We start from the raw sequence: 20,511 nt of genomic DNA, 5'->3' as shown, positions 1-20,511 counted from the left end.
GGCGCGGAGGGGGCGCGTGCAGCGGAGTCGGGGCGGTCCGGCCCGGTGAGGGGGGGATCCGGACGAACCGCTCCGGCCCCTCCCGCTGGGGAGGGCGTGGGAGGCGCGTGCGCCTTCAGTTCGTCTTGCCGTAGGGGGTCTGGGCGATCGGCAGGAGCTTGCCGTCGGACCAGACGGTGAGCTTGTAGTAGCTCGGCAGGATCGCGTCCTGGCGCTCCGGATCGGAGGCGTCGAAGGCCGGGTCGTACTTGGCCACCAGGCCGTCGTACCGGACCTGGTAGAGCGCCTCGCGCACCTTCTTCCAATCGTAGGTGCCGGCCTTCTCGATCGCCTGGGCTAGGATGTGGACGGCGTCGTAGGCGTTGGCGATGCCGGACCCCATCTTGATCTGCGCCGGGTCCTTCAGGCCGTACTTCGTCTGGATCTTCTGCCAGAGCGCCTGCCCCTTCGGGTCGAGGTCGCCCATGAAGCTGTATGTCTGCACGACCTCGACGCCGTTGGCGAGCGGGCCGGCGAGTTCGCCGAGATTGCCCGCGATGCCCCAGGCGCCGATGATGGTGGGCTTGTAGCCGACCTTGTCCATCGAGCGGACGAGCTGGTTGCCCTCGCGGTCGAGGGCCCAGAACAGGGCGACGTCGGCGCCGGCCTCCCGCGCGCGGATCGCCTGGGCGGTCATGTCCTGGTCGTTCCAATTGAAGGTCTCGGTGGCGACCAAGTCCTTGCCGGCCTTGGCGATGGCCGCCTTCACGTCCGGCAGGGCGCCGTTCCCCCAGCCGGTGTTCTCGTAGAAGAACGCGATCTTGCCGGTCTTCGAGACCTTGGCGGCCTGCTCGACGAGGAATCGGGCGACCCATTTGTCCTTGGCCGAGACCCGGAACATGTAGTTCGGGCTGCGCCCGTTCTCGATCGCCTGAGTGTTGGCCGCTAGCACGCCGACGAAGGGGATGCCGATGGCGTGTACCGGCTCGACCTGTGCCACCGAGACCGTGGAGTGGTAGCCGCCCAGGATTGCCACGCACTTGTCGGCGAGCGCGATACGCCGGGTGTTGTCGACGCCCCGCGGCGGCGCCCCGGCGTCGTCGTACTGGACGAAGCGCAGCGGCTTGCCGAGCACCCCGCCCTTGGCGTTGATCTCCTCGATGGCGATTTCGGCGCCCATCTTGATCGCCTGTCCGCCGAACGCCGCCGGTCCGGTAATCGCAGCGGAGTTGCCGATGCACGGCTCCTGCTGCGCCAGCGCCGAACCCGGGACCGTCAAAGCCAGGGGCGCAGCCAGGATAAGGCGGCGCAAATACTTGGACGCATCCATGCAAGGGGCTCCAATTTTCTGATGACGGCCCGATCTCGGCCTCGATGCTCGATCGATGAGGATCAGGCTACGCAACGAATACAGCGCGCATCAAAGACCAAATTCCGATACGAGATATCGGAAACGCCTATGGGATTGGATCATAGGCGAAATCGTGTTTCTCGCTCGGGAGCTAAATAACTGACGAACAATGCGAAAATCTGATATTGTGCACATAGTTTGCGCAGATTGCTCGGCGTTAGAGCAGTTTGACATCGCGGCGACATTCTGGGGAGGCTGGCTGCGGATGCGCTAGGATTGCCATGGACCTTCGTCAGCTTCGCTACTTCACCCAGATCGCCGAGAGCGGAAACGTCTCGCGGGCGGCCGAGGTGCTGCGAATCGCGCAGCCCTCACTCAGCCAGCAGATGCGCAATCTCGAGGAGGAGCTCGGCGTCGAGCTGCTGGTCCGGCACGCGCGCGGCGTCACGCCGACGGAACTCGGGCTCAAATTCTATGAGCACGCGCGCCGCATATTGCAGGAGGTCGAGCGGGCGAAGGAGGTGGTGCGCTCCCAGGCCACGAGCCCGAGTGGGCGCATCTCGGTCGGGCTGCCGACCTCGGCGTGCCGGGGCCTGTCGCTGCCGCTCCACCAGGCGATGAGCACCGCGCTGCCCAACATCAGCCTGCACATCGTCGAGGCGATGACCGGCACGCTGGACGAGTGGATCCAATCCGGGCGCCTGGATGTCGCATTGCTCTACGATCACAAAGCTTTCGAGCACGTGGCCTGGACCGAGATGATGGTCGAGGACCTCATGTTCATCGTCCCCGCCTCCCACCCGCTAGCGGCGCGACGTCAGATCGGATTTGGCCAGGTTTTTCAACAGGCGCTTCCGGTAGTCCTTCCTGGCCGCCCGAACGTGCTGCGTGCTGTGATCGAGCAACTCGCAGCGCGCCACGACATCACACCCGTTGCAACGGATTGCGAGAGCCTGCCCGCCATCGCGGAGCTTGTTCGCGCCCAGGCCTTCGCGGCGATCATGCCGCATTTCGCCTTGGCAGCAGAGATTGAACGCGGTGAGATGGTCGCCTTACCGATTGTCGATCCGACTCCCTCCTGGCGGCTCTCAGTTGTCGTGTCTCAGCGGACTTTGAATACCCGCGGCAGCGAAGCCGTTGCCGAAGTTTTGGCGGGCGTGATCGGAGATCTCGTCGAGCGCTCCGTATGGCGCGCTCGGCTCAAGCCGACAGAGCGTCCTACGCCTGTGCGCGCTCGCGGTTGAAGGGCAGCCAAACCAATTCCAGTGTGAGCCAACGTCCGCTTTTCGGATGTGCGTGGCTCAAGGAGCTGCTGCGTAGCGTAATCATGATATAAATACATCGCCATGCTCGATGTTTTTTTCAGGGCCACAATAATCCGAAACTTCTTTGCCCATCACCGGGCGAGCCTTCGATCTCCGTCGGGCGTCGGATCATTCGGTGTCTCTTCGAGGCCTTCACCTGAGCCGCGCTGAACGTCCGCCCACCCACGGCCCAGGACTCGACGCCGACGGGCTGCTTCCAGCCAGCGCCGGTCGTTACCGGCGGCGCAGGTACCTACTCAAGAGCCGGCGTGGCCGCGGCCGGGAGCGACAACAGATCAGGTGCTGTCGGCAATGTAGCCGTCGCGGTGAGCTCGGCCTAGCACCGGCGGCGGGAACACCGGCGGCGACTGAACGTCTTCGAGTGAGTACCGCGCTTGCCGAGGCGAACGTCCGGTGGGCACCGTCGAATTGCTCACCTCGACGCTATGGTTCGAGTAATTGTCTCAACCTTGCATCGCAAGTATGTGCGATGGCCGCGGTCCGCGGGTCACCGATCCTTCGGAAAGGAGCGTTATGCCCGATCGTCGATCCGTGCTTCTGACCCTAGCTGCTTCTGCGCTTGCGCCTGCGTCCGATGCCAGCGCGGTCGGGGCGCTAGAACGCATCCCGCTCTGGCCGGGTGAGCCACCCGGTGGGGGCGGCCCGAAGGGACCGATTGCTCGCGACGACAGCGGTGCCGTCCGCAATATTACGACCCCCGTGCTTGAGGTGTTCTCTCCAGAGAACCCGACTGGTGTCGCGGTTCTCGTAGCAGGCGGGGGCGGCTATACCCGCATCGGGATCGTCAAGGAGGCGTTCCCCGCCGCGTTTTGGCTCGCTGCCCAGGGTATTACCGCCTTCGTGCTGACCTATCGCCTGCCGCGCGAGGGCTGGCACGACGGTCCTCTCGTCCCGCTGCAGGATGGGCAGCGCGCCCTGCGTCAGATCCGAGCCAATGCTGAGCGGTTCCGGATCGACCCAGACCGCATCGGCGTGATGGGCTTCTCAGCGGGCGGCCATCTCTGCGGTATGGTCGCCGCACGCTCCGCTTATCGCTCCTACTCGCACGTGGACGCGGTCGATGACCTCTCGGCCCGACCCGACTTCGCGGCGCTTCTCTACCCCGTAGTCAGCCTGAGCCCCCCGTATGACCGAACGACCACCCGCCGCTCTCTCGTCGGTGAGGCGCCGACGTTGGAGGCTAGTGAGATGTGGTCGCTGCAGACGCACATCCAGGCGGGTTGTCCCGCGATCTTCCTAGTACAAGCCGACGACGACAAGGTAATTAGTCCCGAGCACAGCCAAGTCCTTGACGAGGCCTGCCGCGCGGCACGCGTGCCAGTCGAATATCACCGCTTCGCCGTGGGCGGTCACGGGTTTGGGATCGGTCAGTCGGATGCCCCCGTCGCTCTCTGGCCACGCCTTTGTCGGCTATGGCTGACGAGCATTTTGGTGATGCGCTGAATGGAGAAGTTCGACGATCTCGACCCGAAACTGCGGTCGAATGGGTCTATCGGTGCCGCAGTGGAGGCCATCGCCACGCTGGATCAACCGTCTGAGCCCGGACCTGGAAAGGCGGTCCGTGACGCACGGGTCGACGTGGTGCGCGGTTTCGCGCTGCTGATGATCTTCGTCGATCACATCCCACGCAACGCCCCGGCCCTGTTCACACTCCACAACTTCGGCTTCTCGGACGCCGCCGAGATCTTTGTGCTCCTGGCGGGGTACTCCTCGATGATCGCCTATGGCGGGCTGTTCCGGCGGGCAGGCTTCTGGACGACTCTTTCGCGCATTGCCAAGCGATGTGGGCGGATCTACCTGTTCCATGCCGGGCTGCTGCTCGCCACGCTGATCATCGTCCGGATCTGGATGGACCTCACCGGTCTCACACCCCGCTTCGGGGTGGCGCCGTTGCTGCAGATGGGGCTCATACCAGGCCTGCTGCGCGGGCTTGCGCTGAACGCCCTGCCCAACTACCTCGACATCTTGCCGCTCTACATTCTGTTGCTGGCCCTGTTCCCGCTCGTCTATTTCGGAATGCAGCGCGGCGTCTGGGGCGTATTGGCGCTCTCGGGCACCGTGTGGCTCGCGGCCAATGTCGATCACACCTTGAACCTACCTAATGCCACAGCGGTGGACGACGGGTGGTACTTCAACCCGTTCGCGTGGCAGTTCCTGTTCGTCATCGGAGGCGCCCTCGCCCTCGCCGTCCGGGCCAGGGACGGCCTCCTGCCACGATGGGGCTGGGCTATAGCGGCAGCGTGGGGCTATCTCAGCTTTGCGCTGTTCCAAGGCGGATCCTGGCTGGATTGGGGCCTACCGAATCTGAGGCCGCTTGCTCTCGATGCCCCCGACAAGAGCCACATCGCCCCCCTCCGCCTATTGCATATTCTAGCGCTGACCTACTTGGTTTTCAGCGCTCCATCCCTGCTCCACGCGAGCCGTTGGCACTCGCTCCGGCTGATCGACGCCTGTGGTCGACACTCGCTGGAGATTTTCGGGACGGGATGCTTGGCGGCACTCGTCGGCCGCATTCTCTACCGCACCTTCGACCCCTCATGGGAGCTGCAAATTTTTGTCAATTTCGGCGGCGTCGCAGCGATGCTGGGCCTTGCCAGCCTCCTGGATGCCCGCGCGCAGAGCCGCAGGGTCCAGAACGTCACCCACGGCTGATCAATGATCACGCTCGCATGCCCTCAAACGGTGTCCGCTGCCCTTCGATGCAAATATCCCCAGCGCAGTCGACCATCATCAACCAGTAGTGCGACCATTTTGCATGCGATAATCCGGCTCATACAGTTGCGCCTGCTCGCGGGCCATTGGTGAAGCCGACTGATCGGCTGGGTTTTGCCGGTCGAAGTCTGTCCGCTTTCCCAGCGGATCTACACTCCAGCGGCTGTTCCACCTGCACCGGCTGCTCAAGCCAACGGCACCTTGAGGGGCCCTATCTGCTTTTCTGGCTGGGCCTCATCCGGAGCGGCCATTCTGCTTTCGACCAGAACCGGCCGGCCGCTTTGCGCCCAACCCAATCATTCGTCGATACGCACCGTTCGTCCCAAGAGCGGACGTGGACTGGAGCGGCGTGAGCGCCCTCTGGCGGGAGAAAATCGTCACCTTCCAGTGGCGATCGACGGGAACGATCGCCTTCGACTGGCCGAAAGTTCAGCAACCAGTACTCTTGATGCTCATCAGTGAATTCGAGATACGAAGATGACTTCTGGTCATTGAATTCACTGTGAAAAGCCAGTGCCGTGCCTGCATCGACCCGTCGCGTCTTCCTGTCCGGAGCCCTCGCCCTGAGCATGGGAACGGCCCGTGCCGCGACGGCGCCTCTGCGGGTCGTGGCGTCCTCCCTATCGCACGCCGAAACCCTCGACTTTGCGGCCGAGACGCCGGCCTCCGAGTCGCCGCTGAAGATCATCGAGATTTCGGGCGCTCTCCGTCCGAACGCCCTGTTTCGTGACGGGGACGCCAATTCCTTTCAGAGCGCCGAAGGCAACCCGTATGCGAATGTCCGCGTCACGACCGAGGGCTCGGCCAAGGACCCTCGCGTGCTGCGTCTCGCCTCGCTGCCGACCTCGGCCGAGGTCGGCGGCTTCATCCGCACCCGCTATCGCGGCTCGGTCATCCCCGTCCGCCCGACCTGACCGCCCCGGGGGCCGCGGACGCCTCTCTTCCCTCCCGACCTGACCACGCTGCCCCGGCTTCTCCGCGGCGGCAGACCGGAGCCCACGACCGATGCGTTTCCTGAAGACCCTCGCCATCGCCCTGCTCTGCACCGGCACGGTGGCGGCCCAGGGGCAGGCGCGAGCCGAGACCCTGAAAATCGGCACCGTGCCGGGCGCCTACAGCGACGCCGTCAATGCCGCCGCCAAGGAGGCCAAGGATCAGGGCATCGATGTGAAAGTCATCGAGTTCAGCGATTGGACGACGCCCAACGTCGCCCTCGACGCCGGCGATATCGACCTGAACTTCTACCAGCACCGGCCCTTCATGGAGAACGCCTCCAGGCAGAAGGGCTACCGGTTCGACATCGTCGGCGCCGGCATCCTGCAGAATATCGGGCTGTTCTCTCTCAAGCACAAGAGTTTCGACCAGGTCCCGGTGGGCGGGAAGGTCGCCATCGCCAACGATCCGGTCAACCAGGGGCGCGGCCTGCTGCTGCTGCAGAAGGCCGGGCTCATCAAGTTGAGGGACGGCGTCGGCTTCCTCGGCACCCTCGACGACATCACCGAGAACCCGAAGAAGCTGACCTTCACCGAGGTCGAGGGGCCGCAGCTTGTGCGGATCACGGGCGACGTCGATCTCGCCCAAGGCTATCCGCACTTCATCGTGGCGGCCGGGACCTTCGATCCGACGAGCGGGCTGATCTATTCCGGCATCGAAGACAAGCTGTTCGCGGTGAGCTTCGTCACCAGGAATGCGCGCAAGGACGATCCGGCGATCAGAAAATTCGTCGGGATCTTCCAGGCCTCAGAGGCGGTCAGACAGCAGATCCATAAATCCTTCGCCAACAGCGATAAGCTCTACCTGCTCGCGTGGCAGAAATGACGATGGCCGGTTTGGCTCTGGACAGTCTCGGAGCGGCACCTTCGGCTGCGTCGATCGCGGCCGCCGCGCAGGTGGTTCCCGCCGCGCGGGTGGGCAACGGCTCTCAGGGCACCGGAACGGTGCGGTTCGAGCGCGTCTCGAAGACCTATCGCTCGGCGAGCGGCGAGGTTCGGGCCCTCGACGACGTGAGCCTCGACATCCCGTCCGGGGCGATCTTCGGCATCATCGGCCGCTCCGGCGCGGGGAAGTCCACGTTGCTCCGCACTGTCAACCGGTTGGAGGAGCCGAGTTCCGGCCGGGTGCTCGTCGATGGCGAGCCGATCGCCGCCCTCGGCACGGATGGCCTCGTCGCGTTGCGCCGCCGCATCGGCATGATCTTCCAGCACTTCAACCTGCTCTCGGCCAAGACCGTGCGGCAGAACGTGGCCCTGCCGCTGACGGTGGCGGGCGTGGAGAAGCGCGAGATCGCCCTGCGGGTGGAGGAGGCGCTGAGCCTTGTCGGGCTGGAGGCCAAGGCCGAGACCTACCCGTCCCGCCTGTCGGGTGGGCAGAAGCAGCGGGTGGGCATCGCCCGCGCCCTGGTGAGCGATCCGGAGATCCTCCTCTGCGACGAGGCGACCTCGGCGCTCGACCCGGAGACCACGCTCTCGATCCTGAGCCTCCTGCGGGACATCAACCAGCGGCTCGGCCTCACCATCATCCTCATCACCCACGAGATGAGCGTCATCCGCGAAGTCTGCACCGATGTCGTGGTGCTGGAGGCTGGCAAGGTCGCGGAAGCCGGGCCGGTCTGGCGGGTCTTCGGCGCGCCCGAGCACCCGGCGACGCGGGCGCTGCTCGCGCCCTTCACCCGCGACGTCCCGGACGACCTGGCCGCGCGGCTGAGGCCGCACCCGGCACCGGGCGGGAAGGCCATCCTGCGGATCACCTATTCCGGCGCGACGGCGCCCGACCTGTCGGCCCTCGTCGCGGCAACGGGCGGGCCGGTGCACCTCCTGCAGGCGGGCGTCGAGCGCATCCAGGAGCATGCCGTCGGCCGCCTGCTCATCGCCGTTGAGGGCTCGAATGCCGAAGCCCGGCTAAGGGCCGCCGGACAGGACGTCGAAGGGATCGGCTATGTCGCCGCAGATGATTGACCGCCTCTGGCAGGCGGCGTTCGATACGCTGTTCATGGTCGGCGTCTCGGCGGGGATCGCGGTGCTCGCGGGCATCCCGCTGGCGCTGTTCCTCGTCACCTCCGGCCCCGGCGGCATCTTTCCCGCGCCACGGGCCAACCGTCTCGTCGGCCTCGTCGTGAACGGCTTCCGGGCTGTGCCCTTCATCGTGCTGCTCGTGGCGCTGATCCCCTTCACGCGGCTCGTCGTCGGGACGACGATCGGCGTCTGGGCGGCCATCGTGCCGCTGGCAGTGAGCGCGACGCCGTTCTTCGCGCGGATCGCCGAGGTGTCCCTGCGGGAGGTCGATCCCGGACTGATCGAGGCGGCGCAATCCATCGGATGCCGCCGCCGCCACATCCTGCTCCATGTCCTGCTGCCGGAGGCCCTGCCGGGCATCGTCGGCGGCTTCACCATCACCGTCGTCTCGATGATCGGCGCCTCGGCGGTGGCCGGGGCGGTGGGCGCCGGGGGGCTCGGCGACGTCGCCATCCGCTACGGCTACCAGCGCTTCGACACCACCGTGATGTCGGTGGTGATCGCGATCCTGATCGTCCTCGTCTGTCTCGTTCAGTTCATGGGCGACACCGTGGTGCGGAGGCTTCGCGCACGATGACCTCCGCCGCCAAGCAGATCCGGCTCAACGCGTTCAACATGAACTGCGTCGGCCACATCAACCACGGCCTCTGGACCCACCCGCGCGACCGCTCCGGCGCATACACCACGCTGGGCTACTGGACCGAGCAGGCGAAGCTCCTGGAACGGGGGCTGTTCGACGGGATGTTCATCGCCGACATCCTTGGCGTCTACGACATCTACGGCGGGGGCATCGACGTGACCGCGCGGGAAGCCGTGCAGTTGCCGGTGAACGACCCGACGCTCATCGTCCCGGCCATGGCGGCGGTGACGGAGCATCTCGGCTTCGGCATCACGCTCAACGTCTTCGCAGAGGCGCCCTACACCTTCGCCCGCCGGATCTCGACCCTCGACCACCTCACCGGCGGCCGGGTCGGCTGGAACATCGTCACCGGCTATCTGGAGAGCGCCCATCGCGGCCGGGGCGAGGCGTTGCCGGCCCATGACCGCCGCTACGACTATGCCGACGAGTATCTGGAGGTACTCTACAAGCTCTGGGAGGGAAGCTGGGACGACGATGCCGCCCGTCGCGACCGCGAGGCGCGGGTGTTCAGCGATCCGGCCAAGATCCGGCCCATCTCCCACCGCGGCGAATTCCTGGCCGTGGACGGCTACCACCTCTGCGAGCCGTCGCCCCAGCGGACGCCCGTGCTCTACCAAGCCGGCGCCTCCGGCCGGGGCCGGGCCTTCGCCGGGCGCCATGCCGAATGCGTGTTCATCTCGGCGCGGGACAAGGCCACGGCCCGCGACTCCGTCCGCGCGATCCGCGCCGAGGCCGCCGCCGCCGGGCGCGACCCGCAGGACGTGAAGGTCTTCATCGGCATCGCCGCCATCCCCGGCCGCACCCGCGCCGAGGCCGAGGACAAGCGCGACGAGTACATGCGCTACGCCAGTGCCGAGGCGGGGCTCGCGCACTTCTCCGCCTCCACCGGCATCGACTTCGCCCGCTACGAACTCGACGAAGCGATCCCCTACGCGCCGGGCAATGCGATCCAATCGGCCACGGCCGCAGCCGCCAAGCGGGGGCTGACCAAGCGCGATCTCCTCGCCGAGCTCGGCCTCGGCGGGCGCTACGCGGTGCTGACCGGCGACGCCGCGACGATCGCGGATGAGCTTCAATCCTGGGTCGAGGAAGGCGAGGTGGACGGCTTCAACCTCAGCCGCATCGTCGTTCCGGAGAGCTTTTCGGATTTCATCGACCTCGTGATCCCCGAATTGCAAAACCGGGGCCTGTACAAGACCGCCTACGCGCCCGGCTCCCTGCGCAGGAAGCTGTTCGGTGAGGGGGATCGTCTCCCCGCGCGCCATGCCGCCGATGCATTCCGGCACACGGACCAGCGCGCTCCGACGTGACAGGCGAAAAAGTCTCTCGGATCTCCCAGTCTGGGAAAGACTTGCATGGGATTGCGCAAAACTAGAGTTTCGAATGCTTTTGACTGCGGATCGTATGGCGAGATAAATACTCACAATCGCTTACGAAGCGTATTCACGGAGATTTTTCCGCCGTATTTGGCGTTGGCCTGGCTTTAAGAGGTGCTCTGGACGGTGCAGACCAAATATGTTCCAGCGCACCCTAAATATTTCGCGGTTCGAAATATTACCAAGTCAATAGCCTTATCCGCCTCTGTCCTGACGCATAGGGGCAGACCACGTGGAGCCCGCCGCGCCCGACAGGCGGGCGCTCGAAAGCCATGCCCGGCTTCCGAAGGCGGCAAAGCCCCCACAGTGCATTGATCTCATCCAAAGGAGCCTTCGCCGTGATCACGACAAGACGCCGTGCCGCCACCCTACTCGGAGTCCTGGCCCTCGGCCTCTCCTTCGGGGCCGGTGCCCTGGCGCAGGACGCGCCCAAGGAATTGAGGATCGGGTACCAGAAGGTCGGTCTCGTCGTCGTCGCCCGTCAGCAGGGCCTGATCGAGAAGCGGCTGGCACCGCAGGGCGTTGCCGTCCGCTGGGTCGAGTTCCAAGCCGGTCCCCCTCTGTTGGAGGCCCTCAACGCGGGCGGCATCGATTTCGGCTATACCGGCGACGCCCCGCCCATCTTCTCACAGGCGGCTGGAGGCAACCTCGTCTATGTCGGGGCGGCGGCCCCGACCCGCGACGGCGAGGCCATCGTGGTCAAGGCGCATTCGCCGATCCGGTCGGTCGCCGACCTCAAGGGCAAGACCGTCGCCGTGGGGCGCGGGACGAGCAGCCACAACCTGCTCATCGCCGCTCTGGAGAAAGCGGGCCTGAGCTTTTCCGACATCAAGCCGGCCTACCTGCTGCCTTCCGACGCCGGCTCTGCCTTCGCGAACGATAGCGTCGACGCGTGGGTGATCTGGGATCCCTATCTCGCCCTGGCGCAATCCCGCGGCGGGACGCGCGTGCTCGCGACAACCGGGCAGACCCATGACGTCTCGTCCTTCTTTCTCGCCAACCGGACCTTCGCCGAGAAAAATCCCGGCCTCGTCTCCGGCGCTCTGTCGGGTCTGACCGAGGCGGCGGGCTGGGCGCAGGCGCATCGCGACGAGGTCGCTCGTTCGCTCGCCTCTGTCACGGGTGTTCCCTATCCGGTCCAGAAGGTCGCCGCCGACCGGACGGAGTTCGCCGTCCGCCCGCTCTCGGACGAGATCCTGACCGCCCAGCAGACCACCGCCGACCGGTTCTTCCGGCTTGGCCTGATCCCCCGCGCCATCAAGGTGCGGGACATCGTGTGGTCCCCTCCGAGGACGTGAGGGCCGCTTCGTCACACCATCCACCCGCAGAGGAGTCTTCTCGATGAGTGCCGTCCTCCATTCCCTCCATCCCGCCGCGCCGGCCTTGGACATCCGCCGCGTCGCCGGACGCATCGGTGCCGAGATCCGCGGCGTCACGCTCTCGGGCAACCTCGACGCCGCGACGGTCGCGGCGATCCGGCAGGCGCTGGTCCAGCACAAGGTGGTCTTCTTCCGCGATCAGACCCTGGACGAGGCCGGTCACGAAGCGTTCGGGCGGCTGCTCGGAGATCTCGTTCCGCACCCGACCGTGCCCTCCCTCGACGGCACGGCGGGAACGCTCGACATCGACGGCAGCCGGGGCGAGCGGGCCAGTTCCTGGCACACCGACGTGACCTTCGTGCCGAACTATCCGGCGATCTCGATCCTCCGCGCGGTGACACTTCCCGCCTATGGCGGCGACACGCTTTGGGCCAATACCGCAACTGCGTATGCCGAGTTGCCGGAGGCTCTGCGCGACCTCGCGGACCGGCTCTGGGCCGTGCACTCGAACGTCTACGACTACGTCGGCGGGCGGGTGAACGTGTCCGATGCCGGACGGTGGCGGTACGACGAGGTCTTCACCCGCACCGTCTTCGAGACGGAGCATCCGCTGGTCCACGTCCACCCGGAAAGCGGCGAGCGATCGCTGATCGTCGGGCATTTCCTCCAGCGCATCCTCGGCCTGACGACCTCGGATTCGCAGCACCTGCTCGCGATCTTCCACGATCACGCGACGCGGCCGGAGAACACCGTCCGATGGTCCTGGCGGCAGGGTGACGTGGCGATCTGGGACAACCGGGCGACGGTGCATCGGGCCGTGGACGATTACGACGACGAGCCCCGTGTGGTGCGCCGGGTGACGATCCAGGGCGTCGCTCCGGTCAGCACAGACGGGCGCCCCAGCCGGGCCCGCGAGGCGCGGGCGGGCAAGGCTGCCTGAGACCCGTCTCAGCGCGAGGGCTGCGCGAAGACGCGCGATCGCGCGGCCGTGGCAGGGCGGGCCCACCCGTCCTGGCCGAGCTATCGCCCTGTGCTCAGGGCGATAGCTGGGCAGTCTCGATGTCGGGGAGGCCGCCGTGGTGGCGCTCGTCGAACAGGCCGTTCGGCGTCGGGATGCCGTCGAGATCCTGCAGCGGCGTGCGGGTGGAGGCCGAGGTGTCCGGCTTGAGGCCCTACGGGATGGTGCGGATGGTGCCCGCCTCGATGCGCGAGGGCGTGCCGTAGGGCCGGCTGCCGGTCTCTCGCCGACGGCTTTCGAAGTGTGATCGTCAGGCGGCACCGCGTTCGGCCGAGCCGAGTATGGCCGATGGAATGCGGTGCGCGGGACGGGGCAGGCCGAGGTGATCCCGCAGGGTCGTTCCCTCGTACGCCTCCCGGAAGAGCCCCCGGCGCCGCAACTCCGGAAGGACGAGGGTGACGAAGTCGTCGAGCCCGCCGGGTAAGGTCGGCGGCATGATGTTGAAGCCGTCCGCGCCGTGGGCCTCGAACCGCTCCTGCAGGGCGTCGGCGACCTGGGTCGGCGTGCCGACGATCGTCCAGTGGCCCCGGGCGCTGGCGGCGCGCAGGTAGAGTTCGCGGATCGTCAGCCCCTCCCGCCGGGCGAGGCGCAGGAAGAGGTCCTGGCGGCTCTTGCCGCCGTTGGTCTCCGGCATCTCCGGCACGGGGGCATCGTCCGGGTAGGCCGACAGGTCGGCGCCGGTGAGCTGTTCGAGGAGCGAGCGGCCGACCACCGGGTGGATCAGCGCCTGCAGCGAGGCGAACTTGTCCTGCGCCTCCGCCTCGCTGCGCCCGACAACCGGGAAGGCGCCGGGCATGATCTTGAGGTGGTCCGGATCGCGGCCGTGATCGGCCATCCGGCCCTTCACGTCGGCGTAGAAGGCGACCGCGTCCTCCAGGGTCTGCTGGGCAGTGAAGATCACCTCGGCGGTGCGGGCGGCCAGCGCCTTGCCGGCCTCGGACGAACCCGCCTGCACCACCACCGGGTGCCCCTGCGGCGGACGGGGCACGTTGAGTGGCCCCCGCACCGTGAAGTGCTCGCCCTCGTGGGAGAGCAGGTGCAGCTTGTCCGGATCGAAGAAGCGCCCGCCCTCGCGGTCGCGGACGAAGGCGTCGTCCGCGTAGGAATCCCACAGCCCGCGCACGACGTCGACGAACTCCTCCGCCCGGGCGTAGCGGTTCGCGTGGGCGAGGTGGCTCTCGCGGCTGAAGTTCCAGGCCTCCCGCGGGTCGGCGGAGGTGACGAGGTTCCAGCCCGCCCGGCCGCCGCTCAGATGGTCGAGGGAGGCGAACTTGCGGGCGACGTGGAACGGCTCGTTGTAGGTGGTCGAGGCTGTGGCCACGAGGCCGATCCGCTCGGTCACCGCCGAGAGGTGGGACAGCAGGGTCAGCGGCTCGAACTGGCCGACATAGCGGATCGCCGTCCGGCTCAGGGCGTCGAGGTCGTCGCCCCGGATGCTGACCCCGTCCGCGAGGAAGATCAGGTCGAACTTCGCCGCCTCGGCGGTGCGGGCGAGCTGCCGGTAATGAGCAGCGTTGATGCCGGCATCGGCGTCGGAGGACGGATGCCGCCACGCGGCGACGTGGTGCCCGCCGGGATACAGGAAGGCGCCGAGGCGCATGCGGTCGCTGCGTGCCATGCCCGTAACCTCACGCCGAGCCGACGCGGTACTGCCGCGGAGGCGCCTCGCCGGAGATCGCGAAGGCGCCGACGCTGCGATCCCGGTAGATTCGCGGGTTGTGGGAGGCGATGGTGCGGGCGTTGCGCCAGTACCGGTCGAGCCCGGCACCCACCTTCACCGCCGAGGCGCCGAGCGCATCGAACAGGCTCGTCGTCGCCGTCAGGATCAGGTCGGTCACCACGCTGACCGCCTGGTTGACCTCGACATCGGCGAGCGTCGCCTGCCGCTCAGCGCCCCGTGATCCGGCCCGGTGCGCGTCGTGCACCCTCTGGAGCGCCTCGGCGGCCTGCAGCACGACCGCGCCCGCCGCGTAGGCATTGGCCCGGACGCGACCGACCACCGCCTGGATCTGCGGATCGTCGGCAGTGCGCCCGGCATTGCCGTGGCTGTAGACGCGGGTCCGTTCCGCCACCAGCCGTGCCACGTCGTCCGCCGCCGCCCGGCCAATGCCGGCGAGCGTCGCGAGATGCACCAGCTGGAAGAACGCCATGGCGTAGGGAAAGCGGGCCGGATCCGGCTTGATCAGCGCCGGATCGAGGGCCACGCCCTCGAAGGTCGCGGTGCCGCTGGCGGTGAGCGCCTGCCCGAACCCGTCCCAGTCGTCCACGATGGTGACGCCCGGCGCGCGCGCCGGCACGGCCGCCGTCACCGCCCCGCCTGCCTCGTCCTCGGCCGAGAGGTGGATGTAGTCCGCGAACAGCGAGCCGGTGGTGTAGAACTTCCGCCCGTCGACGACGGGCCCGCCGTCGCGCCGCCGCACCACCGTATCGAAGGCGCCGACCTTCGCCGGGCCCGTCTCCGACACGCCGCTGCCGATCGTCTCGCCCGCGCCGATCCGCTTGATCCAGGCCGCCCGCCAGTCCGGCGAGGAGGAGCAGAGCGCGTCCTCGGTGAAGCCGAAATGCGCCCGCAGCGCGTTGGTGACGTTCGAATCCGCGGCCGACAGCTCGATCAGCAGGGCGAACAACTCCGGCAGGCTGGCGCCATGGCCGCCCACCTCGGGTGAGAGCCGAAGGGTGGTGAACGTCGCTTCCCGCAGCCAGCCGATCTCGGCATGCGGCAGGCGGCGTTCCCTGTCCCGCTCGACGGCGGTGGCGCGAATCTCGGCGAAAACCGGGCGGAATCGGTCCGCCAGGGTCTCGTAGCGCGTGCTCGGCCCCGCACCCCAGCCAGCATCCGTCTGCGACATGGCTTCAACTTTCCGATTTCCGACATCGCCCTGGGGGCGTTTGACGAAGGAATCGGTGAGCCGGCCCCCGATCTCAAGACGGTTTCTCGGCCAGACTTCGCCTTTGGGACCAACGTATCGCAAGACGATTGGCAAGGAGGTTTTCGTTTTTTCGCGGGCTAGTTCGTTGGAAATTCATTTCCAGGGTGGGTTTTTGCGGCTTCGATAAGCATTGGTTCGCGCCTCCCAGGGCAAAAAGAACGACGTCTTTCGCATTTCCCTTTTCGGAGGACATGTTCCTCTAGGCGCAAACCAAATCGAAAACGCGTTTCATTGATCCGAACCACCCGAAAAGCCATCAATGGACGCGCCCGGCGGTCACGATGCCCCGGCACCCACCTTCCGCTCCCCCTTACGATTCGCGAGCGCTCCATGATCGACGACACGACGGGCCGGTTCGGCCCCTCCCGCCGCACGCTCCTGCGCGGTGGGCTCGGCGGGGCGGCCGCCCTGGCGCTCGGCGCTCCGGCCGTGCGCGCGGCGCCCCGCGAGGTGAAGATCAGCCTGCAGCGCTCGTCGGTGCTGTTCACCGTGCTCAAGGTCAAGGGCACGCTGGCCGAGCGCTTGGCGCCGCTGGGCTTCACTCCGAGCTGGCACCTCTTCACCAGCGTCATCGAGCCGATGAATGCCGGGGCGGTCGACATCCACGCCGACGTCGCCGACGCGGTGCCGATCTTCACCCAATCCGCCAAGGCGCCGCTCACCTTCTACGCCCGCGAGCGCGGCGCGCCCTCGGCGGAGGCGATCATCGTGCCGGCGGACTCTCCCATCCGCACCGTCGCCGACCTGAGAGGCAAGACGGTCGGCGTCTCCCGTGGATCGGGCAGCCACTACGTGCTCGCCGCCGCGCTCAAGCGGGCGGGCCTGACCTTCGCCGACATCAAGCCGGCCTATCTCCAGGCTCCGGAGGGGGCCGTGGCTTTCGAGCAGGGCAGCCTCGACGCGTGGTCGATCTGGGATCCATTCCTGGCCTTCGCCGAGGCCAAGCGCCCCGTGAGGGTCATCGCGGACGGCACGGGACTGACGAGCTACCACCGCTATTACCTCGTCAACGACAGCTTCGTGGCCGCGCAGCCGGAGGTGGTGGCGATCGTCTACCGCTCCCTGGTCGAGGCCGGCGCCTGGATGAAGGCAAACCCGGAGGAGGCCGTGGCCTTGCTGGCCCCGATCTGGGGAGACCTGCCGCCGGCCGTCGTGGCCGCCGCCAACAGCCGCCGAACCTACGCGGTGGAGCCGGTGGAGCGTGCGCAACTCGGCGAGCAGCAGGCCATCGCCGACGTGTTCCACGAGGCCAAGCTCATCCCCCGCCGGATCGACGCCACCGACGTGCCGATCTTCGCGATTCCCTCCGGGCGGGGCTGACGCCGTGGCGAGCGCTCCCCGCTTCGGCATCTGGGCCGCCGTCCACGGCTCCCGTGCCTCCCACCACGATCCCGACGAGCCCGACGACGCCGGCTGGGAGCGCAACCGCGCCCTCGTGCTGGAGGCCGAGGCGCTCGGCTTCGATTCGGTGCTGGTCGCCCAGCATACGATGAACCCCTACGATTCCGAGCGGGACCAGCTCGAAGCCTGGACGGGGGCAGCGGCGCTCGCCGCGCTGACCAAGCGGATCGAGATCATCGCGGCGATCAAGCCCGGGCTCTACCATCCGGTGGTCCTCGCCAAGATGGCCCTGCAGATCGAGCATATCAGCGGCGGGCGCTTCGCCCTGAACCTCGTGAATGCCTGGAACAAGGCCGAGTTCGAGCGCGCCGGCCTGCCCTTTCCGGCCCACGACGACCGTTACGCCTATGGCCGCGAATGGATCGGCCTCGTTGATCGGCTGATGCGCGGCGAGCGCGTGACCTTTCAGGGCGAGCACTTCCGGACAGAGGATTACCAGCTTCGCCCCGCAGGCACGTTCCGAACGCGGCCGACGATCTATCTCGGCGGCGAATCCGAGCCCGCCCGGGCGCTCGCCGCCGACCACGCCGACGTCTGGTTCATCAACGGCCAGCGGCTGGAAGACGTCGCCGCGCTGGTCGCCGACGTCGCCCGGCGCCCGGCCGCCAATGGGCCTCTGCGCTACGGCCTCTCGGCCTTCGTGATCGCGAGGGCCACCGACGCGGAGGCGCAAGCCGAGCACGCCCGCCTCCTCGCCCTCGCCCAGCGCGACGCAGGCTTACGCGCCGACACACGCGCCCGCACGGACACGGCGAGCGTGATGTTCGCCAAGACCGACGCGGCGGCCTCCCGTCATGTCGGGACCAATGGCGGCACCGCGGCCGGGCTCGTGGGCAGCTACGAGACCGTCGCGAAGCGGATCCGCGCCTTCCACACCGCCGGCATCGAGCTGTTCATGCTGCAGTTCCAGCCCTTCGAGGCGGAGATGCGCCGCTTCGCCGAGCAGGTCATCCCCCGCATCCGCTGACCCCGAGACCGCCGATGACCAGCCGCACGCTGCACCTCAACGTCAACCTGCTGCATTCGGGTGTCTACCCGTCGGCTTGGCGGCTGCCCGAGAGCCGGCCCGACGCCTTCCTCGACATCGATCATTTCGTGCGCGTCGCCCGCATCGCCGAGCGCGGCAAGCTCGACGCGATCTTCCTCGCCGACACGCCGGCGATCAACGACCGGATCGACTACCGCCCGTTCAACGCCCTCGAACCCACCGTGGTGCTGTCGGCAATCGCCGCCGTGACGAGCCATGTCGGCCTCGTGGCCACCGCCTCGACGACCTACAACGAGCCCTACAATCTCGCCCGCCGCTTCGCGAGTCTCGACCTCGTGAGCCGCGGCCGAGCAGGCTGGAACGTGGTGACGACGGCGGATGCCGCCGCCGGCCGGAATTTCGGATTCGCGGGCGCCTCGGAACACGGTACCCGCTACGCCCGGGCGCGGGAGTTCACCGACCTCGTCCACGCCCTGTGGGACAGCTGGGAGGACGATGCCGTCGTCGGCGACAAGGCGAGCGGCCGGTTCGTCGACACGGCGAAGGTCCACGCGGTCGACCACCGTGGCGCGCACTACACCGTCGCGGGGCCGCTCACCGTGCCGCGCAGCCCACAGGGACGCCCCGTCACATTCCAAGCCGGCGGCTCCGAGGATGGGCGCGAACTCGCCGCCGCCACCGCCGACGCAGTGTTTTCCCTGGCCCAGACCATCGAGGACGGCGCGGCCCATGCCCAGGACCTGCGGGCGCGGGCGGCGCGCTACGGGCGCCCTCCGGACGCGCTGGTCATCCTGCCGGGCCTCGCCACGGTGATCGGCTCCACCGAGGCCGAGGCGCGGCGGCGCCAGGACGAACTCTGGGACCTCGTGCCGGTGGAGTACAGCCTCGCCCGGCTCGCCGGCACGCTGCGGATCGACCCGGCCCGGCTCGATCTCGACAAGCCGCTGCCCGACCCGCTGCCCCTGCCGCCGGACGCCAACCACACGATGTTCCTCGGGACCGTCGCCCTCGCGCGGCGGGACACGCTGACCGTGCGTCAACTCCTGCGGGCGCTCGGCGGCGGCGTCGGCCACCGCATCGTCGTCGGCACGCCGGAGGCCATCGCCGACGACATCGAGGCGTGGTTTCGGGCCGGCGCGGCGGACGGCTTCAACCTGATGCCGGACGTGCTGCCGGAGGGGCTGGAGACCTTCGTCGACGCGGTCGTGCCGATCCTCCGGCGCAGGGGGTTGTTCCGGCAGGATTATGCCGGGGCGACCCTGCGTGAGCATCTGGGGCTGGCGCGGCCCGCGAGCCGCTACGCCGCGCCCGGGCACGCGCTCTCTGCCTGAGCGGATCTCCGGCGCCCGAACGGTTAGCTGCGGTTTCGCCCTGCGCGAAGCTCGTGCGCCGCCATGCCCAGCAGCATCGCCGCCACGAAGACGAGGACCGGTACCGCGCCGGTCGAGAGCGCCGCCACGGCCGGGCCGGGGCAGTAGCCCGACAGCCCCCAACCGATCCCGAACAGGGCGGCCCCGAGCACGAGGGGCGCGTCGATCCGCCGGGAGGTCGGCAGGTCGAAGCTCCGGGCCAGCGCGGGACGCGGAAGCCGGCGCGAGAGGACGGATCCGAGCGCCGACACGCTCACCGCCCCACCGAAGACGAAGACGAGGCTCGGATCCCAGGCACCCCCGATATCGAGGAAGCCGCGGACGCGGCCGGGGTCGAGCATTCCCGACAGGGCGAGGCCGAGCCCGAAGAGCAGCCCCGCGGCGAGGGCCGCGAGGGCGCGCGCCCCGCCGCTCACGATGCCGCCCGCATGAGCGCCACCGTCAGCATGCCGGTGGCGAGGAAGACCGGCACCGCCACGAGCGAGCGCGGCGACAGGCGGGCGAGCCCGCAGACCCCGTGGCCGGAGGTGCAGCCGGAGCCGAGCCGGGTTCCGAAGCCGACGAGCAACCCGTCTCGAGGCGATGCCGCCCTGGCAGGGCGGTGGCCACATGATCGAGGACGTGACTTTCGCGCGTACCGTCTACAAGGGCGCGCCGGAGAAGTTCGAGGCCGGCACCCCCGACATCGCGGGCGCGGTCGGCCTCGGGGCCGCCCTCGATGACCTGGAGGGCATCGGCCTGCCGGCCATCGCCGCCTACGAGCACGACCTGCTCGACTACGCGCAGGCCGGTCTCGCAGACGTCAGGGGCCTGCGCCTCATCGGCACCGCCCGGGAGAAGACGAGCGTCATGTCCTTCACGAACGAGGGTCGGGAGAATGAGGCCGTCGCGCACCATCTCGACGCCCACGGTATCGCCGGCGCAGAACCGGACCTTCGGCTTGGCGCCCAACCCGGTCATCCGGATTGCCGTCGGTACTTCTTCAAAGCGGACGTTCGCCAGCCCTTCCGCAGCATCAGTTCGGGCTGGACAGCAGACCCTGGGCTTTCAGCCCGAAGCGGACATCCCGCATCCGATCCGATGTCGTCGTA

18 protein-coding genes and 2 pseudogenes are annotated in these 20,511 nt (G+C 68.0%); 15 read left to right on the top strand and 5 right to left on the bottom strand.

What is annotated here, in order from left to right; translation table 11 throughout:
- Positions 1–115 precede the first annotated feature (115 nt).
- Positions 116–1,309: an ABC transporter substrate-binding protein gene (locus ACS5RC_RS08010; protein ID WP_478343288.1), complete on the bottom strand. Its 1,194-nt coding sequence runs from the start codon at positions 1,307–1,309 to the stop codon at positions 116–118.
- Positions 1,310–1,611: 302 nt separating this feature from the next.
- Between ACS5RC_RS08010 and ACS5RC_RS08005 the strand changes: the two genes are divergently transcribed.
- The 11 genes from ACS5RC_RS08005 to ACS5RC_RS07955 all read left to right on the top strand — a co-directional run bounded on the left by ACS5RC_RS08005 (position 1,612) and on the right by ACS5RC_RS07955 (position 12,653).
- A complete protein-coding gene (locus tag ACS5RC_RS08005) occupies positions 1,612–2,574 on the top strand; it encodes a LysR family transcriptional regulator (protein ID WP_478343287.1) in 963 nt (320 codons plus the stop codon).
- A 594-nt stretch (positions 2,575–3,168) separates the two neighbouring features.
- On the top strand, positions 3,169–4,098 hold the full coding sequence (locus tag ACS5RC_RS08000) for an alpha/beta hydrolase (RefSeq protein WP_478343286.1): 930 nt from the start codon (positions 3,169–3,171) through the stop codon (positions 4,096–4,098).
- Entirely contained in the window at positions 4,099–5,307 is a 1,209-nt protein-coding gene (locus ACS5RC_RS07995) for an OpgC family protein (RefSeq protein ID WP_478343285.1), read from the top strand.
- A gap of 394 nt (positions 5,308–5,701) precedes the next feature.
- A complete protein-coding gene (locus ACS5RC_RS07990) occupies positions 5,702–5,848 on the top strand; it encodes a hypothetical protein (RefSeq protein WP_478343284.1) in 147 nt (48 codons plus the stop codon).
- Positions 5,849–5,885: 37 nt separating this feature from the next.
- Entirely contained in the window at positions 5,886–6,281 is a 396-nt protein-coding gene (locus ACS5RC_RS07985) for a hypothetical protein (RefSeq protein WP_478343283.1), read from the top strand.
- A 91-nt stretch (positions 6,282–6,372) separates the two neighbouring features.
- Positions 6,373–7,185, top strand: coding sequence for a MetQ/NlpA family ABC transporter substrate-binding protein (locus ACS5RC_RS07980; RefSeq protein WP_478343282.1), 813 nt, complete (start codon positions 6,373–6,375; stop codon positions 7,183–7,185).
- A 2-nt stretch (positions 7,186–7,187) separates the two neighbouring features.
- Positions 7,188–8,321: a methionine ABC transporter ATP-binding protein gene (locus ACS5RC_RS07975; RefSeq protein ID WP_478343281.1), complete on the top strand. Its 1,134-nt coding sequence runs from the start codon at positions 7,188–7,190 to the stop codon at positions 8,319–8,321.
- Positions 8,302–8,955, top strand: coding sequence for a methionine ABC transporter permease (locus tag ACS5RC_RS07970; RefSeq protein WP_478343280.1), 654 nt, complete (start codon positions 8,302–8,304; stop codon positions 8,953–8,955). Before ACS5RC_RS07975 ends, ACS5RC_RS07970 begins: the two co-directional genes overlap by 20 nt.
- Positions 8,952–10,328, top strand: coding sequence for an LLM class flavin-dependent oxidoreductase (locus tag ACS5RC_RS07965; protein WP_478343279.1), 1,377 nt, complete (start codon positions 8,952–8,954; stop codon positions 10,326–10,328). Before ACS5RC_RS07970 ends, ACS5RC_RS07965 begins: the two co-directional genes overlap by 4 nt.
- Before the next feature lie 404 nt (positions 10,329–10,732).
- Complete coding sequence (locus ACS5RC_RS07960) at positions 10,733–11,692, top strand: sulfonate ABC transporter substrate-binding protein (protein ID WP_478343278.1); 960 nt, start codon at positions 10,733–10,735, stop codon at positions 11,690–11,692.
- Positions 11,693–11,735: 43 nt separating this feature from the next.
- Positions 11,736–12,653 (top strand): TauD/TfdA dioxygenase family protein, encoded by a 918-nt coding sequence (locus ACS5RC_RS07955; protein ID WP_478343277.1) that lies wholly within the window; start codon positions 11,736–11,738, stop codon positions 12,651–12,653.
- Positions 12,654–12,981: 328 nt separating this feature from the next.
- On the opposite strand, the gene ACS5RC_RS07950 is transcribed toward ACS5RC_RS07955, so the two are convergent.
- On the bottom strand, positions 12,982–14,349 hold the full coding sequence (locus ACS5RC_RS07950; RefSeq protein ID WP_478343276.1) for an LLM class flavin-dependent oxidoreductase: 1,368 nt from the start codon (positions 14,347–14,349) through the stop codon (positions 12,982–12,984).
- 10 nt (positions 14,350–14,359) lie between these two features.
- A complete protein-coding gene (locus ACS5RC_RS07945) occupies positions 14,360–15,580 on the bottom strand; it encodes an acyl-CoA dehydrogenase family protein (RefSeq protein ID WP_478343275.1) in 1,221 nt (406 codons plus the stop codon).
- 411 nt (positions 15,581–15,991) lie between these two features.
- Between ACS5RC_RS07945 and ACS5RC_RS07940 the strand changes: the two genes are divergently transcribed.
- Genes ACS5RC_RS07940 through ACS5RC_RS07930 form a run of 3 tightly spaced genes read left to right on the top strand, consistent with a single transcriptional unit; the run spans position 15,992 to position 19,381 of the window.
- The gene (locus ACS5RC_RS07940) at positions 15,992–16,981 is read left to right on the top strand and encodes an ABC transporter substrate-binding protein (RefSeq protein WP_478343274.1); all 990 of its coding nucleotides are present in this window, start codon (positions 15,992–15,994) and stop codon (positions 16,979–16,981) included.
- A 4-nt stretch (positions 16,982–16,985) separates the two neighbouring features.
- Positions 16,986–18,029 (top strand): LLM class flavin-dependent oxidoreductase, encoded by a 1,044-nt coding sequence (locus ACS5RC_RS07935; RefSeq protein WP_478343273.1) that lies wholly within the window; start codon positions 16,986–16,988, stop codon positions 18,027–18,029.
- A 14-nt stretch (positions 18,030–18,043) separates the two neighbouring features.
- Positions 18,044–19,381 (top strand): LLM class flavin-dependent oxidoreductase, encoded by a 1,338-nt coding sequence (locus tag ACS5RC_RS07930; protein WP_478343272.1) that lies wholly within the window; start codon positions 18,044–18,046, stop codon positions 19,379–19,381.
- A gap of 23 nt (positions 19,382–19,404) precedes the next feature.
- Here the strand turns inward: ACS5RC_RS07930 and ACS5RC_RS07925 are convergent, their stop codons facing one another.
- Together ACS5RC_RS07925 and ACS5RC_RS07920 are read right to left on the bottom strand one after the other, a co-directional pair.
- Entirely contained in the window at positions 19,405–19,836 is a 432-nt protein-coding gene (locus ACS5RC_RS07925; RefSeq protein WP_478343271.1) for a DUF6691 family protein, read from the bottom strand.
- Positions 19,833–19,991: pseudogene (locus ACS5RC_RS07920) on the bottom strand (YeeE/YedE family protein); the annotation flags it as partial. The gene ACS5RC_RS07925 and the pseudogene ACS5RC_RS07920, both read right to left, overlap by 4 nt.
- 2 nt (positions 19,992–19,993) lie before the next feature.
- On the opposite strand from ACS5RC_RS07920, the pseudogene ACS5RC_RS07915 reads away from it, so the two are divergent.
- Positions 19,994–20,419 (top strand): annotated as a pseudogene (locus ACS5RC_RS07915) (aminotransferase class V-fold PLP-dependent enzyme); the annotation flags it as partial.
- Between the last annotated feature and the right edge of the window lie 92 nt (positions 20,420–20,511).

The organism is Methylobacterium sp. HJ2 (assembly GCF_056431005.1).
Note: the sequence above shows the minus strand (reverse complement) of the source record. Positions and strands in the feature narration are given on the sequence as shown.

Coding starts and splice junctions, on each gene's coding strand:
- ACS5RC_RS08010 (WP_478343288.1), bottom strand. CDS start 1,309: ATGGATGCGTCCAAGTATTTGCGCCGCCTTATCCTGGCTGCGCCCCTG.
- ACS5RC_RS08005 (WP_478343287.1), top strand. CDS start 1,612: ATGGACCTTCGTCAGCTTCGCTACTTCACCCAGATCGCCGAGAGCGGA.
- ACS5RC_RS08000 (WP_478343286.1), top strand. CDS start 3,169: ATGCCCGATCGTCGATCCGTGCTTCTGACCCTAGCTGCTTCTGCGCTT.
- ACS5RC_RS07995 (WP_478343285.1), top strand. CDS start 4,099: ATGGAGAAGTTCGACGATCTCGACCCGAAACTGCGGTCGAATGGGTCT.
- ACS5RC_RS07980 (WP_478343282.1), top strand. CDS start 6,373: ATGCGTTTCCTGAAGACCCTCGCCATCGCCCTGCTCTGCACCGGCACG.
- ACS5RC_RS07975 (WP_478343281.1), top strand. CDS start 7,188: ATGGCCGGTTTGGCTCTGGACAGTCTCGGAGCGGCACCTTCGGCTGCG.
- ACS5RC_RS07970 (WP_478343280.1), top strand. CDS start 8,302: ATGTCGCCGCAGATGATTGACCGCCTCTGGCAGGCGGCGTTCGATACG.
- ACS5RC_RS07965 (WP_478343279.1), top strand. CDS start 8,952: ATGACCTCCGCCGCCAAGCAGATCCGGCTCAACGCGTTCAACATGAAC.
- ACS5RC_RS07955 (WP_478343277.1), top strand. CDS start 11,736: ATGAGTGCCGTCCTCCATTCCCTCCATCCCGCCGCGCCGGCCTTGGAC.
- ACS5RC_RS07950 (WP_478343276.1), bottom strand. CDS start 14,349: ATGGCACGCAGCGACCGCATGCGCCTCGGCGCCTTCCTGTATCCCGGC.
- ACS5RC_RS07945 (WP_478343275.1), bottom strand. CDS start 15,580: ATGTCGCAGACGGATGCTGGCTGGGGTGCGGGGCCGAGCACGCGCTAC.
- ACS5RC_RS07940 (WP_478343274.1), top strand. CDS start 15,992: ATGATCGACGACACGACGGGCCGGTTCGGCCCCTCCCGCCGCACGCTC.
- ACS5RC_RS07930 (WP_478343272.1), top strand. CDS start 18,044: ATGACCAGCCGCACGCTGCACCTCAACGTCAACCTGCTGCATTCGGGT.